Origin of the sequence: Xylanibacter ruminicola Ga6B6, from assembly GCF_000687715.1 — a bacterium.
Classification (GTDB): domain Bacteria; phylum Bacteroidota; class Bacteroidia; order Bacteroidales; family Bacteroidaceae; genus Prevotella; species Prevotella ruminicola_B.
This window is the reverse complement of record NZ_JHXD01000023.1, coordinates 1-14,457: the sequence shown is the minus strand read 5'-3', so window position 1 is coordinate 14,457 and position 14,457 is coordinate 1. Positions and strand designations below refer to the sequence as shown.

The following is a 14,457-nucleotide window of genomic DNA, read 5'->3' as shown; positions in this document are numbered from 1 at the left end:
CAAGCTGATTATTAACTATATCATTATATGAGAACCAGAACTTTACTGAGCATCGCCCTGATGCTCTGTGCCTCAACGAATATGCAGGCACAAAATCATGCTGAGAGCAAGCATGAAAACATTGTTACAAACATGATCGACAACCCCATGCTGTGGGCTGATGTACCCGACCCCGACATCATCCGCGTGGGCGATACCTTCTATCTGGTATCCACCACCATGCACCTGATGCCTGGCGCCCCCATCATGAAGTCGAAAGACCTGAAGAATTGGGAGACCGTAGGTTACATCTTCGATAAACTGACCGACTCGCCCAAGTATGACCTCTCGCCTACCGAGGGCACGGTTTACGGACGCGGACAGTGGGCCACATCACTCAAATACCACAAGGGTAAGTTCTATGCCCTGCTGGCTCCCAACGAGCACGGTGCCATGGGCGATACCTATATTTTTACTGCCGACAAGGCCGAGGGCCCATGGAAGCAGGTGTCGCGTATGCGCCACTTCCACGACTGCTCACTGTTCTTCGACGACGATGATCGCGTGTACGTAGTATATGGTACGGGCGAGATGATGGAGTTGAAGCAGGACCTCTCGGATGTGATTGAGGGCACCCATCGCCACATCTTCCAGCGTGAGGCCGACGAGACCGGACTGCTTGAGGGTTCGCGTATGATTAAGCATAACGGCAAGTATTACCTGCTGATGATTTCGCATGTGTATGCCCCTGGCCGCCATCGCCGCGAGGTGTGCTACCGTGCCGATAATATCCAGGGGCCTTACGAGAAGGCAACTATTCTGCAGTCGGAGTTCGGAGGCTTTTCTTATGAGGCACAGGGAACCATTGTCGACACCCAGGATGGCGACTGGTATGGCATCATCTTCCAGGACCGTGGCGGTGTGGGCCGTGTGCTCACCGTAATGCCCTGCCGCTGGATTGACGGTTGGCCTATGCTGGGCGACGAGGAGGGACGTGTGCCCGACCGCGTTCGAGCCCTGAAGAATGGCGAGCCCGAGGCAGCCATTGTTAAGGCCGATGATTTCTCGAACGATAAGTTAGGCTTGCACTGGCAGTGGAACCACAACCCCGTGGATAAGGCCTGGAGCCTGACCGAGCGCCCAGGTTACCTGCGCCTGAAGACCAGCCGCGTAGTGCCCAACCTGTATCTGGCCCCCAACACACTGACTCAGCGTATGGAAGGTCCCAAGTGTACAGGCGCCGTAGTACTCGACCTTTCGAAGATGAAGGATGGCGACGTAGCCGGACTGGCAGCATTCAACGATCACTCGGCCGTGATGGCCGTGAAGAAAGTGGGCAAGAAACTCACCCTCGAACTGAGCGACCAGCAGGTACGTTTGAGTCAGCGCGAGAAGAAGGTTGAGAACGTAGAGGTGAAGGTAATTGAAACTGTAGCACTGCAACAACTGAAACAGCAGAAGCTGTGGCTGCGTATCGATGCCAACTTTATTCCTCGCACCGATATCGCCACATTCTCGTACAGTCTGGATGGTAAGGAGTGGACCAAGATTGGTGGCGACTTCCGCATGGGATTCGACTGGCAGCGATTCTTTATGGGAACCAAGTTCGGTATCTTCAACTATGCCACCAAGAAGGTGGGCGGATACGTAGATGTTGACGAGTTTACATACAACAAACATCAATAATAACTATGAACAGAATTACAGTAGCCATTCTTGCCTTGCTGGCACCAATTGCTATGTGTGCACAAGGTGTAAAGATTGAGTTCTTTACACCTTCTGTTGTACATGTGGTAAAATACCCAGGGCAACCAGTAACACCCGAGAGCAAGGTGATTATTGCCAAGCCTCAGGAAGTAAAGCTTACCCGCAAGGGCAGCACCACATCAAGTAGCGAGCTGACGGTGAAGCTCGACGAGAAAACGGGCTGCATCACATTCCTTGATGCCAAGGGAAAAGTGCTGCTGCGCGAAAAGTCGCACACGTTTGCACCGCTCAACCAGACGTTTACACTCGATAAGGGCGAGGCTATCTACGGTCTGGGAACCATCCAGAACGGCAAGATGAACCGCCGTGGCGAGCACAAACGCATGGAGCAAAGCAATCTGGAGGACTTTCAGAACGTGATTCAGAGCATCAAGGGCTGGGGCCTGTATTGGGACAACTACGCCCCCACCCAGTTCGACGATGATGCACGCGGTATGTCGCTCACCTCGGAGGCAGGCGACGTAATCGACTATTACTTTATGTATGGTGGATCGGCCGATGGCGTGATTGCACAGATGCGCCACCTGAGCGGTGATGTGCCCATGTTCCCATTGTGGACATATGGTTTCTGGCAGTCGAAGGAACGTTACAAGACCGCTGCCGAAACCGAGAGTATTGTTGATAAGTACCGCGAGCTGCAGGTGCCACTGGATGGTATCATCCAGGACTGGCAGTACTGGGGTTCAAACTACCTGTGGAATGCCATGGACTTCCTGTCGGAGGATTTTGCCAGCGGCAAGCAGCTGATTAAGAACGTACACCAGAAGCATGCCCACTTTATGATTAGTATCTGGGCCAGCTTCGGACCAATGACGCAGCAGTTCCGCGAGCTGGATGCCAAGGGTTTGCTGCTGCCCATTGAGACATGGCCACAGAGCGGTATCTCGCATGTATGGCCACCAAAGATGGAGTATCCTTCGGGTGTAAAGGTGTACGATGCCTTCAGTCCCGAGGCACGCGCCATCTACTGGAAGTACCTGAAGAAGCTGTACGATTACGGCACCGACGCCTGGTGGATGGACTCTACCGATCCCGACTTCTTCAATCCCAAGGAGAGCGACTACCAGCACCCCGTTACCGGTGGCACCTGGCGCTCACTGCGTAACGCCTTCCCATTGGAAACCGTACGCGGCATCTATCAAGCGCAGCGCAAGGATGATCGCGGCAAGCGCATCTTCATCATGACCCGCTCGTCGTTTGCCGGCCAGCAGCACTACGGCTCAAACATGTGGAGTGGCGATGTAGCCTCGTCGTGGGAGATGCTGCGCAATCAGATACCATGCGGACTGAGTTTCACCCTCACCGGCAACCCCAACTTCAACACCGATATCGGCGGTTTCTTCTGCGGCTCGTACAACACCAAGGGCTCTGGCTCAGCACCTAAGAACCCACAGTTCCAGGAGTTGTATGTGCGCTGGATGCAGTACGGCTTGTTCTGTCCTGTGTTCCGCAGTCATGGTGCCGATGCCCCTCGCGAGATATGGCAATTCGGAAAGAAAGGCGAGCCCGTTTACGATGCTATCGAAAAGCAGATTAATCTGCGCTATCGCCTTATACCTTATTTATATAGTATAGCCTCGCAGGTAACCAACAACAACGATAGTTACATGCGCCCCCTGTTCAGCGACTTTGCCGCCGACAAGAAGGTGTGGGATATGACCGATGAGTTTATGTTCGGTCGTAGCATACTGGCAGCCCCCATCGTAGAGGCCCAGTACACACAGGAAAAGATTGTCAAGGAAGATGCCATGACCGGCTGGGACCGTAAAGAGGTTACGGGCGAGTCTGTCGCACAGGCAAACTGGACCGAAACCAAGACTGCCACCAAGTACCTGCCTAAGGGTGCCAACTGGTACGACTTCTGGACAGGCAAGCTGTACAAGGGCGGACAGAACGTGGTGCTTACCACCCGATTCGACCAGGTACCTATGTTTGTACGTGCCGGTAGCATTCTGCCGCTTGGTCCTGAGATGCAGTACGTAGGCGAGAAGCCATGGGACAACCTCGAGATACGCATCTACCCAGGTGCCGATGCCGAATTCTCGCTGTACGAGGACGAGGGTGATGGTTACAATTACGAGCAGGGTTACTACTCTAACATCATCTTTACCTGGACCGACCGCACCCGCACACTGCACATCAGTGCCCGCCAAGGTGGTTACAAGGGCATGCTGCTCGACCGCAAGTTTACATTGGTTCTGCCCGATGGCACCACAAAGACCATCGATTACAACGGAAACCAGATAGAACTTAAACTTTGATCCGTTTGGGGCTCGCGCTCGGCGACGAAGGAGACGCTTTGACCTTGGTCAAAGAACCCTTGGGTGAGAGCCCCCAACGGTGAAACAAAAAAGAGAGGCTAAAAAACCTCTCTTTTTCTGTGATCCGTTTGGGGCTCGAACCCAAGACCCCAACATTAAAAGTGTTGTGCTCTACCAACTGAGCTAACGGATCAACCTTGGAATGACGGATGCTTTCTTACGAAAGCGGGTGCAAAGGTACGAAGTTTTTCCGAATTATCCAAATTTATTCGGAAGATTTTTCATTATCACCCTCATTTTCTGTGTCTTTTGTCACATATTGCTCGTAATACGCAATTAAAAGTGTGGTTAACGGCAGGGCGATAATCAGTCCGATAAAGCCCAGCAGCGCGCCCCAAACCGAGAGCGAGAGCAGCAGGATGGCAGGGTTCAGCCCCATGGCCTTACCCATCACCTTAGGCGTTACAATCATGTCGCATATCAGCTGCACCACAATGAATACCAGCAGGGCCAGCGCCAGGATTCCCCAGAAGTTCTGACCGGTATCGGCCGACTTGAGCAGTGCCAGCAGCACCGTAGGTATCAGCGCAAAGGTGTGCAGATATGGCACCAGGTCCATAATACCTATCATAATACCCAGACCGATGGCCATGGGGAAATCGATGATGGTAAAGCCGATGCAGAACAGGATACCCATAATGAGTGCCACCGTTCCCTGACCGCGCACGTAGTTGTTAAGCGCCTGTCCGGCATCCTTACCCAGCCCCTGCCAGAAAGGACGACTCTTCTTGGGGAAGATGCGAATCCAGTTATCCGTGAGGTACTCGTAATCGAGCAGGATAAAGAACATATATAATAAGGTAATAAGCGAAGCCACGATACCGATAACCACCGTAGCCGTCTGCCCTAACACGTTAAACAAACCAGGCAGCACCGTCTTCAGACTGTCGGTAAAGGTGTCGCTCTTGAAGAATTTTTCAATCTCGCGGCTGTTCTGGTTTATCCACAGCTGTATGGCACCAGGAATATCCCTGATGTGCGCCTCTTTCTGGATGTAGTCGGAAGCCAGACTGCCCAGCTTCTCGAACTGCTCAATCATCGGCGGTATTATCATATAGATAACGCCAGCCATCAGGGCTATCAACAGCACCAGTGTGATAACAATGCTCAGTGCCCTGTTGCCCACATGCATTTTGTACTGCACGAACTTAACCGCAGGATAAAGCAGATAGGCCAGCAGCCAAGCCACAAAGAATGGCAACAGCACACTGCTCAGGTAGTTTACCAGCAGCAATATGCCTATCACCAACAGGCCTGCACCCACCCAGCGTACCAGCTGATCAAGCGTGATTGTCTTTTCTTTCATTTTCCTCTTTTATTGCTTTTTGATAACACTCGCGGCACAGGGGCTCGTACTCGGTAGTCTCGCCCAGCAGCACGCGCTGCTCGCTCTCCACCTTACGGTGACTCACGTAAGCCAGATTACCGCACTTCACGCAGATGGCATGCACCTTAGTCACATCGTCGGCAATGGCACACAGGGCAGGCATAGGACCGAAGGGCACGCCCTTGTAGTCCATGTCGAGTCCGGCCACAATCACGCGCACACCGCGGTTGGCCAGCTCGTTGCACACATCTACGATGCCCATGTCGAAGAACTGGGCCTCGTCGATACCCACCACGTCGATATCGCTCGACAGCAGCAGGATACTGCCCGGCGAGTCGATGGGTGTACTCTGGATGTGCTTCTGATCATGGCTCACCACATCCTCTTCCGAGTATCTCACGTCGATAGCCGGCTTGAAAATCTCCACCTTCTGACGGGCAAACTGCGCTCTACGCATTCGCCTGATCAGCTCCTCAGTCTTGCCCGAGAACATCGAGCCGCACACTACTTCAATTCTACCAGGACGGTGTGCCTCGCCTGTTAAGTTTTCTATCATATGGTTGCAAAATTACAAAATACCTTTTAAAAATTGCAAAGATTTGCGTGTTTTTTTGTCTATTCCATCAATTTGCCTTATATTTGCCCCTTGTTATGGGTATATTATACATCGTACCGACTCCAGTTGGGAATATGGAAGACATGACTTTCCGAGCCATCCGTATCCTGAAAGAAGTGGATCTGGTGCTGGCAGAAGACACTCGCACATCGAGCAAACTGCTTAAGCATTACGAGATTCACAACCAACTGATGTCGCACCACAAGTTTAACGAACACGGAACGTCGGCCTCGGTCGTAGCCCGATTGCAGGCAGGCGAGAACGTAGCACTGATAAGCGATGCTGGCACACCAGGCATCAGCGACCCGGGATTCTTCCTGGTGCGCGAGGCCGTACGCGCAGGCATCGAAGTACAATGTTTGCCAGGCGCCACAGCCTTTGTGCCCGCCCTGGTAGCCAGCGGATTGCCTTGCGACCGCTTTGCATTCGAGGGATTCCTGCCGCAGAAGAAGGGGCGCCAAACCAAGATTGAATCGCTGAAGGGCGAGCAGCGCACCATGATATTCTACGAGAGTCCCTACCGCGTGGTAAAAACGTTGCAGCAGTTTGCCGAGGCTTACGGTGCCGAGCGCCAGGTAAGCGTGTGCCGCGAGATATCCAAGATACACGAGGAGAGTGTACGTGGCTCGCTGGAAGAGGTGATAGCCCATTTCAAGGAGCACGAGCCCAAGGGTGAGATTGTAATCATCCTGGCTGGAAACGATAATAAAGAACAATCAAATAAACAAAAGTAATTATGAAAAAGTTATTTATCTTTGCCCTGTGCCTTACCGCACTGGCAAGTTGTAATGAGGGCGCCAAGAAAACCGAGAATGCAGCCCGCGCCGAGCGCGACTCGCTGAACCAGGTGATTGCCCAGAAGGACGACGAGATTAACGACATGATGACCACCTTAATCGACATTGAGGACGGATTCCGTGAGATTACCGACGCTCAGAACCGTGTTACCCTGGCCAAGCAGGGCGAGGGCACCAACAGTAAGCAGCGTATAGCCGAGAACTTCCAGTACATCCAGTCGATGATGCAGCAGAACAAGGATCTGATTGCCAAGTTGCAGCAGCAGGCCCGCGAGAGCTCGATCAAGGGCGACAAGCTGAAGAAGATTATCGCCAGCCTGCAGGAGCAGATGGAGAAGAAGGACTTGCAGATTGCCGAGATGCAGGCACAGCTTGACCTGAAGGACATCCACATCAACGAGCTTAACAACGAGATCAACACCATGCAGGACGACGCTCGCGCCATGAAGAGCGAGAACGACGCTCAGGCCCAGAAACTGCAGGAGCAGGACAAGCAGCTTAACACTGCCTGGTTTGTTTACGGTACCAAGGACGAGCTGAAGAAGCAGCAGATTCTGACCAAGGACGGTTTGTTCAGCAAGAGCAAGATTCTGCAGGGCAACTTCAACCGCGAGTACTTCACCAAGATTGATATCCGCGTGGATCGCGACATCAAGCTGTACAGCAAGGATGCCAAGGTACTCACCTCGCACCCCGCCAGCTCGTACCGCTTAACCGCCGATGCCAACAAGCAGCTCATCCTGCGCATCAACGATCCTATCGCTTTCTGGAGCACCAGCAAGTATCTGGTTATCCAGGTTAAGTAAAAACTAACTGTAGCACTGTAGCGCTGTAGCGCCCGCTCACGCGCACGTGTATATATAATGTATACAAGGTGGATGTTTATACAGCATCCACCTTTTTTGTTGCCTTAAAACTCACAAACCAAGTAAGGGTTTAAGCCATTAAAAACACATTTCGAAAGCAAATGTTGTGTTTTGCTTACAAAGTGTAATTAAAAAGCATTTTTACACTTTTACATTGACATAAATCAAGCCACTAAGAATAAAAATGCAAAATTTAGGGTTAAAGTGTGATTTTTTTATAATTTTATTTGTTTTTTAGACTTATATACCATAATTTTGCACCTCATCAGACTTAATATTACAAACGTATAATTAATCAAAGAGAGTGAATTTATGAAAAAAAGTCTAACATTGTTAATGGTCAGCCTTTTTCTGTTTGTAGGAACAGCGCTGGCACAGACTAAGATTACTGGTACGGTGCTCTCACAGGAGGACGGACAGCCCATTATCGGTGCTGCCGTTAAGGTAGATGGCACCAATACTGGTATGTTGACAGATGTAAACGGTAAGTTCTCACTGACATTGCCCGAAGGCAAGAAGAGCCTCACGATTTCGTATCTGGGCTTCCAGCCAAAGACAGTAACAGCCAAGAACGGTATGCGAGTATTCCTGAAGGCCGATGCAACTGCACTCGAGGAGGTAGTTGTAACCGCCATGGGTATCAGCCGCCAGCAGAAAACGCTGGGATACTCTGCACAGACTCTGAAAGATGAAGAGCTTACAGTAGGTAAGCTTACCGATGTTACCTCGGCCTTGGCCGGTAAGGTAGCCGGTGTGCAGATTAGCGCCAGTTCGGCTAACCCCGGTACAGCCAACTCGGTTATTATCCGTGGTTTCAGTTCAATCAATGGTAACAACCAGCCTCTGTACGTAATAGATGGTGTGCCCATGCAGCAGACCTCATCGCTGGCACAGGGTAACCAGGAGGCATTCGGTGGTATCTCGAACGTTAACCCTAACGATATCGAGAGCATGACCGTGCTGAAGGGTGCTGCCGCTACCGCACTTTATGGTAGCCGCGCTGCCAACGGTGTGATCGTGATCACCACCAAGGGCGGTAAGAAGAATGGCGAGCGTAACTTCCAGATTACTTACGACGGAAGCGTACAGTGGCGCCAGGTAAGCACACTGCCTAAGATGCAGAACCAGTTCGGACAGGGTTGGAACGGTAAGCAGACTTATATCGAGAACGGTTCATGGGGTCCTGAGTTCGACAGCTCTATGCAGGTTTACGGTCCAATCTGGAACCACCAGCAGCTCATCCACAAGTACGAGGCTGTTGAGAGCAACATCAAGGACTTCTTCGAGACCGGTCTTAGCACCAGCCACAGCGTAGCCCTGAGCGGTGTCAGCGACGATAACAAGATGACCTACTACCTGAGCTACTCATTCAGCAAGGACGATGGTATCATCCCAAGCAATAAGGATACTTACACACGTAACACTATCGCTTATCGCGGCAGCTACGAGGCCACCAAGTGGCTCAAGCTCTCGAGCAGCGTAAACTTTGCCAAAACCAGCACCGATATCGTTGGTTCGTACCAGGGTACCTCAATGATTGATGGTATCATGGAGTTCCCACGCGACATCTCACTGGTTGACCGTAAGAACCTGAGCACGGCTTTCGATACACCTGAGGCTTGGTACACACCTTATGGTATTACCAACCCATACTGGGCTATCGAGAACAACTACAACCATAACGATGCCAAGCAGCTGTATGGTAAGATCCAGGCCGATATCAAGCCTATCAAGCAGCTCACCCTGTCGTACCGCTTCGGTTTCGACTATACCGACTACGACCTGAAGATGGGTTACCCACAGATTGCACTCGACGACGCACTGATTAACGAGGACTATGGTTATGCTCCTTCGAACATGAACCAGGCCGGTTGGGTATTCAGCCGCTACCAGCGCAAGTACGAGTTGAACCACGACTTCCTGGCAAACTTTGCCGACAAGTATCTCGACGATAAACTCGACGTGAATGTGAACGTAGGTGTTAACATGAACGAGCGCTACTCTACAGTAATGACCGGTCAGACCGACGACCTGACATTCGAGACAGGTTTCTGGGATCTGAGCAACGGTGCTACCAAGAGCGAACTGAGCGAAGGCCAGTCAAAGCGCCGCCTGGTTGGTTTGTTCGGTGATGTGACACTGGGTTGGGACGAGATGCTGTACCTGAACCTTACAGCACGTAACGACTGGTCGTCAACACTGCCTATCAATGCTAACAGCTACTTCTATCCCGGTGCTACACTGAGCTGGATTTTCACACGACTGATTCCAAAGAACGATATTCTGGAGTTTGGAAAGCTGCGTTTGGCTTACGGTAAGACCGGTAACGATGCCGATCCTTATCAGACAGCCGTTCGCTTTATCCAGGGTACATCACGCGCCTACTACGGCACCGATGTAGCTAAGTTCCCAATGAACGGTGTTAACTCATTCCAGGCATCATCTACCATCGGTAGCTCTGACCTGAAGCCTGAGATGACTACTGAGTACGAGGTTGGTTTGAACCTGGCTCTGCTTAAGAACCGCATCAACATCGACTTCTCGTTCTACAACCGCGAAACCAAGGACCAGATCTTTACGCTGCCCGTTGACCCCGCTACCGGTTACTCGTACATGGTAACCAACTTTGGTAACGTTCGCAACCGTGGTATCGAGTTGCTGGTTAACACCACTCCTATCCAGACCAAGGATTTCCGCTGGGATCTGGGCTTCAACTTCTCGAAGAACCAGAACAAGGTTCTTTCGATGCCTGCCAGCGTTGAGGGTGGTAAGACCACTATCTATAACTTCTCGGCCGGTAACGATGCCGTTTACTTCTACGCCGAGGAGGGTAACCCCATGGGTGAGTTCTACACCTACATGCCTCAGTACACCGAGGATGGCAAGCTGATTGTTGGTAGCGATGGCCAGCCCATACTTACCACCGAGCTGCAGGATACCGGCAAGAACATGAACCCCGACTGGATTGGCGGTGTAACCACAGCCTTCTACTACAAGGGCTTCAGCCTGAGCGGTGCGCTCGATATCCGTAAGGGTGGCTACATGTTCTCACGTTCTAAGAACCTGATGCAGTTCACCGGTAACGGTTCGATTACCACTTACAACCAGCGCCGCCCATTCATCATTCCTAACTCTGTTTACGAGGATGGCACTGAGAACACCACACCTATCATGCTGGGTGGTAGCGACTACGAGGTGGGCGACTATCAGGATTACTACAACAACTACGGCTGGGGCCTGGGCGGCGAAGCCTACCTGGTTAACAAGTCGTACGTTAAGCTGCGTAACATCACCCTGGCCTACCAGTTGCCAAAGAGCATTGTTAACCAGCTGTACCTGAGCGACGTAACCCTGTCACTCTTCTGCAACAACGTGTTCACCTGGACCCACAAGAGCAACACCTTCATCGATCCTGAGAGCAGCACCCGTGGTAACGACCTCGAGGGACAGTTCGGTGAGCTTTACGTGAACCCCAGCTGCCGTACGTTCGGTTTCAACGTAGGTATCAAATTCTAAACAAAGGAGGACATAATTTATGAAGAAAATAGCAATTATATCAACAATTGTCCTGGGTCTTGCTGCTACATCATGTAACAACTACTTAGACATTAACCAGGACCCCAACTCTCCTGCCGAGGGTAACATGACTACCAGCATTCTGATGCCTGCAGCCGAAATGGGTATTGCTGCCACATACGGTAACCTGCTGCGCATTCCTGGTGGATATTTCTCACAGCACTACGCTCACATGTTCGGTACCAGCAACTACGTAGACTACAGCCAGTTTACCATGTCGCCAGTACGTTCGGGTTCAGCTTACTCGCAGATTAACCGCGTAGGACTGAAGAACCTGCAGACTATTCGCGAACTGGCCGAGAAGAACGAGGAGTGGGGAACCTATCTGGCTGCCACCACCCTGCGCTGCTTTGCCATCCAGGCACTGGTTGACTGCTACGGCAGCATTCCTTACAGCGAGGCACTCGATATCAGTAACCCATCGCCAAAGTACGATGAGGGCGAGGTAGTTTATGCCGGACTGCTTTCTGAGCTCGACGAGGCTCTGAGCAAGGCTAATGCCAGCGACCCTGTAGCCACAAACTTCCTGTTTGCAGGCGCACGTGCCGATAAGTGGATTAAGTTTGCCAACGCCCTGAAGCTGAAGATTATGAGCCGCGAGGTTGGCGCAGTAAGCAGTGTCGACAGCCAGATTGGCGCACTGATTGCTCAGAACAACTTCCCCACCGAGGACGTGGCTTACACCGACTGCTGGGGCAACGAAACCGGCCAGATGAACCCTTACTACTCTGAGGAGTTTGCTACCTCATTCGGTTCAACACAGATTAACGTTACTGCCAACATGGCCATCATCAGCACCATGCTGCAGACCGATGCCGAGGGTGTAGTGGTTTACGAAGACCCACGCCTGCCAGCCTTCTTCGAGAAGAACAACTCGGGCAACTACGTAGGTGGTATCTCAGGTACCAACTTCAGCACATCAAGTAGCTACAAGGCTGCTTACTGGTGCCGCCCAGTAATGGCTTACAACTCGCCTGTTTACTACATTCAGGTAGCCGAGACCGAGTTCTTCATTGCCGAGTACTATGCTCGCCAGAACAACGCCGCCAAGGCCGAGGAGCACTACAATGCCGCTATCGAGGCTTCGTGTGCATCAGCCGGTGTTAGTGGCGCCGAGAAAGTTATCGCTCAGTTCCCTTACACTCAGGCCAACTACAAGCAGTGCATCGGTATCAGCAAGTGGGTAGCCCTGGCAGGTACCAACAACTTCGAGTCGTGGTGCGAGCTGCGCCGCCTGAAGTACCCCGCATTCGGTACCGCCACCGGTAACGACCTGTACGATGCTACTTCGGACAAGCTGCATAGCGAGAAGTACGTGCCTGGCACACTCTACACACCAATCTCGGTGTTCGACAAGGTGGGCAGCAACAAGCTTCTTGAGCGCTGGCCTTATCCATCGGCCTCTACTTCAAGTAACGCCAATGCGCCTAAGTTCAGCGACAGCGATTACACTACACCTCTGTTCTGGGCAAAGTAAAAAAAGTAACTCAACATTAAAATGAAGAGAAACATGAAAAAGAATATATTATTCGCAATGATGCTCGCCGTGTTCAGTCTGGTACTTACCAGCTGCGGCGACAAGGACTCGGAAGGTTTGAGCCGATTCACCTACTACCCCACTATCGAGCTGCAGGGCGACTCTTACCTGGTATGGGAGAAGGGCGTGGCTTACGAGGAGCCTGGCTACTCATCTACCATGAACGGCGAGGATGTAACCAGTCAGGTAACCGTAAATGGTAGCGTAGATGTAAACAAGAGCGGTATCTACACCCTCACTTACAATACTATCAAGAACGAGGATGGTTTCGGCGCATCGGCCAAGCGTACCGTTGTTGTGCTCGACTCAAAGAGCGCTGTTGAGGGTTTCTACCTTACACAGGCCGACAGCTATCGCGATCGTTCGGGTACGGTAGTAGCCTACGGTAACCAGTACGAGATTCTGATTATTGATAATGGCGACGGCACAGTATTTGTTGACGACCTGCTGGGTGGCTGGTACAGCCAGCGCGCCGGATATGGCGACAACTACAAGCTGGGTGGCACACTTGCCATTGCAGCCGACGGTACCCTTAGCTGCTTGGAGAGTTACATTAACGGATGGGGCGACAGTCACGACGACCTTACTGGTACCTTCGATGCCGCAACTGCAACATTTAAGCTCGACGCCGTTTATGCCGGCATGCATTTTGTACAAACCTGGATTAAAGAGTAAACAGTTATGAAGAAAATATTATATTTCGCAGCCCTGCTGCTCACAATGACTTTTGCCACATCGTGCGAGAAAGAGGAAATTGGCGGCACAGCCACCGAGGCCCTTGCTGGCGACTGGTATGTTACCATTGATGCTGCCGACGAGAATGGCAATGTAGTTGAAGGATTGGAAGATCCCTTTGGTTTGGGTCGTATCCACGTGGCTACCTTTAACACCGCAGCCAACACAGCCGATAAGCTTTACGTAACCGACTTTGGTGATTTCTGGGGTTTCAAGGTTAGAACAAATAGCGATGTTAACGCGCTTACATTCTCAACCGCTGGTGCAGTAGCTAACGAGTCGTACGATTGCAACGTTACTATCACCGATGGTAAGATTCTGCCCAAGGCAGGTAAGCAGAACAATGGTTCGGCTGCCGATTCTATCGTATTCTACGTAAGTTTCGACGACGACCCTTATCCCGCAGCCTATGGCTATGCCAAGTATAAGGTAAGCGGTGTTCGCTACTCAGGCCTTGAAGAGAACGATTAATCCCCTTGCAGAGAATCAATCTCTCTTTTTAATAATTGTCCCCCCGCAAAACCATGTGAATGGCCCGCGGGGGGATTCTTTTTTTCTAACTGTAGCACTGTAGCGGTGTAGCAGTGCCGTGTCTTTTCCTGATTTTGGTTGACAGTTTATTGCTTTTTTCCTGATATAGTTGACAGTCGCTTTACTGAATAAGTTGACTCTTTACTGGAATCGTTGACACCTTTACTGAAAAGGTTGTCTTTTTCCTGAAAGAGTTGACAACTATGAAAAACACTGCGGTGGTTTGCCATGCGGCTGGAGGCGCAAAGCCTCCAAAGAGTGTCCTTCGACATTCCGCTTGCAAAGTTAGGGATTATTCTGCAAACTCTGTTCATTCTTGCGATAAATTTTATTCTTCCACATCTTTTTTTGTTCACCAGACTGCTCGTGAGCTGTATTTGGAGTCTGCATACCGATGCTGTAGTG

The 14,457-nt window shown here is 51.3% G+C and carries 10 protein-coding genes and 1 tRNA gene; 8 read left to right on the top strand and 3 right to left on the bottom strand.

Annotated elements, in window-relative coordinates:
* The first annotated feature begins 27 nt into the window (after positions 1 to 27).
* Together T500_RS0112285 and T500_RS0112280 are read left to right on the top strand one after the other, a co-directional pair.
* On the top strand, positions 28 to 1,665 hold the full coding sequence (locus tag T500_RS0112285; RefSeq protein ID WP_028908359.1) for a glycoside hydrolase 43 family protein: 1,638 nt from the start codon (positions 28 to 30) through the stop codon (positions 1,663 to 1,665).
* Between the two features lie 5 nt (positions 1,666 to 1,670).
* Complete coding sequence (locus T500_RS0112280; RefSeq protein ID WP_028908358.1) at positions 1,671 to 4,007, top strand: TIM-barrel domain-containing protein; 2,337 nt, start codon at positions 1,671 to 1,673, stop codon at positions 4,005 to 4,007.
* A gap of 120 nt (positions 4,008 to 4,127) precedes the next feature.
* On the opposite strand, the gene T500_RS0112275 is transcribed toward T500_RS0112280, so the two are convergent.
* From T500_RS0112275 to T500_RS0112265, 3 genes are all read right to left on the bottom strand, one after another.
* A tRNA-Lys gene (locus T500_RS0112275) sits at positions 4,128 to 4,200 on the bottom strand.
* A gap of 72 nt (positions 4,201 to 4,272) precedes the next feature.
* The gene (locus T500_RS0112270; protein ID WP_028908357.1) at positions 4,273 to 5,373 is read right to left on the bottom strand and encodes an AI-2E family transporter; all 1,101 of its coding nucleotides are present in this window, start codon (positions 5,371 to 5,373) and stop codon (positions 4,273 to 4,275) included.
* The gene (locus T500_RS0112265) at positions 5,348 to 5,950 is read right to left on the bottom strand and encodes a thymidine kinase (RefSeq protein WP_028908356.1); all 603 of its coding nucleotides are present in this window, start codon (positions 5,948 to 5,950) and stop codon (positions 5,348 to 5,350) included. The genes T500_RS0112270 and T500_RS0112265 overlap by 26 nt, the downstream gene beginning before the upstream one ends.
* A 95-nt stretch (positions 5,951 to 6,045) precedes the next feature.
* Between T500_RS0112265 and rsmI the strand changes: the two genes are divergently transcribed.
* The 6 genes from rsmI to T500_RS0112235 all read left to right on the top strand — a co-directional run bounded on the left by rsmI (position 6,046) and on the right by T500_RS0112235 (position 13,992).
* Positions 6,046 to 6,744: a 16S rRNA (cytidine(1402)-2'-O)-methyltransferase gene (gene rsmI, locus T500_RS0112260; RefSeq protein ID WP_028908355.1), complete on the top strand. Its 699-nt coding sequence runs from the start codon at positions 6,046 to 6,048 to the stop codon at positions 6,742 to 6,744.
* Between the two features lie 2 nt (positions 6,745 to 6,746).
* The gene (locus T500_RS0112255) at positions 6,747 to 7,613 is read left to right on the top strand and encodes a hypothetical protein (RefSeq protein ID WP_013064364.1); all 867 of its coding nucleotides are present in this window, start codon (positions 6,747 to 6,749) and stop codon (positions 7,611 to 7,613) included.
* 372 nt (positions 7,614 to 7,985) lie between these two features.
* Positions 7,986 to 11,189, top strand: a complete 3,204-nt coding sequence (locus tag T500_RS0112250) for a SusC/RagA family TonB-linked outer membrane protein (protein ID WP_028908354.1) — start codon at positions 7,986 to 7,988, stop codon at positions 11,187 to 11,189.
* 19 nt (positions 11,190 to 11,208) lie between these two features.
* Positions 11,209 to 12,726: a SusD/RagB family nutrient-binding outer membrane lipoprotein gene (locus T500_RS0112245; RefSeq protein ID WP_028908353.1), complete on the top strand. Its 1,518-nt coding sequence runs from the start codon at positions 11,209 to 11,211 to the stop codon at positions 12,724 to 12,726.
* Positions 12,727 to 12,759: 33 nt separating this feature from the next.
* Complete coding sequence (locus T500_RS0112240) at positions 12,760 to 13,461, top strand: BT_2262 family domain-containing protein (protein WP_036909070.1); 702 nt, start codon at positions 12,760 to 12,762, stop codon at positions 13,459 to 13,461.
* 6 nt (positions 13,462 to 13,467) lie between these two features.
* The gene (locus T500_RS0112235; RefSeq protein WP_028908351.1) at positions 13,468 to 13,992 is read left to right on the top strand and encodes a lipid-binding protein; all 525 of its coding nucleotides are present in this window, start codon (positions 13,468 to 13,470) and stop codon (positions 13,990 to 13,992) included.
* The last annotated feature ends 465 nt before the right edge of the window (positions 13,993 to 14,457 follow it).

Coding starts and splice junctions, on each gene's coding strand:
- T500_RS0112280 (WP_028908358.1), top strand. CDS start 1,671: ATGAACAGAATTACAGTAGCCATTCTTGCCTTGCTGGCACCAATTGCT.
- T500_RS0112255 (WP_013064364.1), top strand. CDS start 6,747: ATGAAAAAGTTATTTATCTTTGCCCTGTGCCTTACCGCACTGGCAAGT.
- rsmI (WP_028908355.1), top strand. CDS start 6,046: ATGGGTATATTATACATCGTACCGACTCCAGTTGGGAATATGGAAGAC.
- T500_RS0112235 (WP_028908351.1), top strand. CDS start 13,468: ATGAAGAAAATATTATATTTCGCAGCCCTGCTGCTCACAATGACTTTT.
- T500_RS0112250 (WP_028908354.1), top strand. CDS start 7,986: ATGAAAAAAAGTCTAACATTGTTAATGGTCAGCCTTTTTCTGTTTGTA.
- T500_RS0112245 (WP_028908353.1), top strand. CDS start 11,209: ATGAAGAAAATAGCAATTATATCAACAATTGTCCTGGGTCTTGCTGCT.
- T500_RS0112240 (WP_036909070.1), top strand. CDS start 12,760: ATGAAAAAGAATATATTATTCGCAATGATGCTCGCCGTGTTCAGTCTG.
- T500_RS0112265 (WP_028908356.1), bottom strand. CDS start 5,950: ATGATAGAAAACTTAACAGGCGAGGCACACCGTCCTGGTAGAATTGAA.
- T500_RS0112285 (WP_028908359.1), top strand. CDS start 28: ATGAGAACCAGAACTTTACTGAGCATCGCCCTGATGCTCTGTGCCTCA.
- T500_RS0112270 (WP_028908357.1), bottom strand. CDS start 5,373: ATGAAAGAAAAGACAATCACGCTTGATCAGCTGGTACGCTGGGTGGGT.